This window comes from Trebonia sp. (genome assembly GCF_049794275.1).
Lineage (GTDB): Bacteria > Actinomycetota > Actinomycetes > Streptosporangiales > Streptosporangiaceae > Trebonia.
Window position 1 is genome coordinate 1 of sequence record NZ_JBARCR010001179.1, and the last position, 2423, is coordinate 2423.

Annotated in this window: 2 protein-coding genes; one reads left to right on the top strand and one right to left on the bottom strand. The window is 69.0% G+C overall.

The features are described from left to right. Positions 1-463, bottom strand: a 463-nt coding sequence (locus WA805_RS29155; RefSeq protein ID WP_425243926.1) for a TetR/AcrR family transcriptional regulator, incomplete at its 3' end; no start/stop codon positions are given. A 94-nt stretch (positions 464-557) separates the two neighbouring features. Between WA805_RS29155 and WA805_RS29160 the strand changes: the two genes are divergently transcribed. Further along, the coding region (locus tag WA805_RS29160) for an MFS transporter (RefSeq protein WP_425243927.1) at positions 558-2423 on the top strand (1866 nt) is incomplete at its 3' end.

Sequence of the window (2423 nt, forward strand, 5' to 3'; positions counted from 1 at the left end):
CCGCCGCGTCGAAGCGCGCGACCGCGCGCGGCCCGGCGGTGGGCATGCCGATGTAGAACGCTCGCGCGAAGGCCGGCTCGTCGGCGAGGAACTGGAGGAACGCGCGGCACGCCGCGCGCAGCACCTCCTCGTCCGGGGCGTCAGGCGGCACGGCCCTGGTCGCGGCGACCACCCCGTCGGCCAGCAGCTTGCCGCCTTCGCGGGTCGCGGCGAGGAAGCAGTCCTCTTTCGTCCTGAAGTGCGTGTAGAAGGCGACGCGGGACACCTTGGCCCGGCGCACAATGTCGGCCACCGTGACATCCGCGTACCCGCCTTCGGCGACCGCCGCGATCGCCGCCCGGCACAGCCGCTGCACCTGGGAGGCGCGCACCGCCCGCGCGGGAAGCCGGCTCCGGCCCCTGGGCAGGCCCGGTTTTCCCTCGTGGGTGTGGGCAAGGCTGCCCCCTTGCGGGGTGTCGGGCATGCGATCTAGAGTAACTGAAAAATTCCTAAAGTACGTACGCGTACTTTTAGGTGCGCACGCCACTGCCGACGTGGTGCCGAAAGGGGTCGTCAGCATGACAGCAACCGCGCAGGGAGCCGCCCCGGCGGCCGGGGGCATAAACGGCCTCTGGCAACGGCAGCTCGACCACTACCCGGACACCCGGCCGCGGATGACCTACCTGGCTATCGTGGTGCTCGCCACGATCGCGCTCTACTACGCGTTCTACATCCCCGGCGCGGTATCCCCGTCGATCATCGCCCACTTCGGGATGACCTTCAGCACCTACGTGTACATCATTGTGATCGCCAACGCCGTCGGCGCCTTCGGCTCGCTCGCCGCGGGGCTGGCCGACCGGTGGGGCCGCGCCAACCTGGTGGCCTACGGCCTGGTCATCGTCGGCCTGCTGGTCCTCTTCGGCGTGCCGAACGCGCCCAACACGTTCACTTACGCCCTGCTGTTCGCCATCATCGGGGCCGTCGAGGGCGTCATCCTCGTCGCCACTCCCGCGCTGGTGCGCGACTTTTCGCCGCAGCTCGGCCGGGCCTCCGCGATGGGGTTCTGGACCCTCGGGCCGGTCCTCGGCAGCCTGGTGGTCGCCGTGGTGTCCAGCAACACGCTCAGCCACCTTCCCGCCTGGCAGGACCAGTTCATCATCGCCGGCATCGTGATCCTCGTCGTCGCCGCGATCGCCGTGATCGGGCTGCGTGAGCTCTCGCCGCAGCTGCGCGACCAGCTCATGGTGTCCATGCGCGACCGCGCACTGATCGAGGCCCGGGCCCGTGGCCTCGATGTCAAGACCCTGACGGAGCACCCGTGGCGGCAGATGCTGCGCCTCGACATCATCGGCTCGGCGTTCGCGATCTCGGTGTTCCTGCTGTTCTACTACACGGCGGTCGGCTTCTTCACCATCTACTTCACCTCGCTATTCAACTTCACGCTGTCGACCGCCAACAGCATCGGGAACTGGTTCTGGGCATTCGACGCGGCAGCCCTGATCATCATCGGGATCATCTCCGACCGGGTCGGGGTCCGCAAACCGTTCATGGTGCTCGGCGCGGTCGGCGCGATCGTCATGACGATCATCTTCCTCAACCTGGGCCACGGCACCACATACGCCACGTTCGCCCTGGTCATCAGCATCCTGGCGGTGTTCCTCGCGATCGCGTACGCGCCGTGGATGGCCAGCTACACCGAGACCATCGAGAAGCACAACCCGGCGCTGACCGCGACCGGCCTGGCCGTCTGGGGCTGGATCATCCGCGCGGTCATCGCCATTTCGCTCCTCGTCTTGCCGGTCGTGGTCAGCTCGATGACGCCGCTGGTCACCTACGGCTCGCAGGTCGCCACGCTGTCCGCTAAGTACAGCAGCCAGCTGGCCTTCGCGGCGAGCCATCCGACCGTCGTGGCAGCCGCCCAGAAGGTACCCCCGCCGGTCGTGGCCACCGCGCAGGCGAACGCCACGCAGCTCGCGAACGCGCAGAAGTTGGCGCCCGAACTCGCCGTGATCCAGGCAAACCCGGTGCTGTTCGCCAGGCTGGCCACCTACACGAACCCGGCTACGATCCCGCCGGCGCTGGTGGCCCAGGCGATCAGAGCGGCCGGGGGCGGCGCCAAGGGCCTGCAGATCCTGACCACGATCTCGGCCAACCAGGCGGCCATCGCCGGCGTGATCGCGGCCGCGCCCGCGCTGAAGACCGTCGCCCCGTACGCGGCGGAGCTGACCATCATGGCTCCGTTCGGCCCGCAGCTGACCGCGCTGTCCAAGGTACCGCCGTCGGACCTGGCGTACCTCAAGGCGCACGGCGCTGATGTCGTCAGCGCCGCGGCCGCGGCGCCCGGGCAGTGGAAGAACTGGTGGTGGGTCTGTGTCGGCGGCCAGGTGATCTTCATCCCGCTGATCCTGCTGATGGCAGGCCGGTGGAGCCCGCGGCGCGCCCGC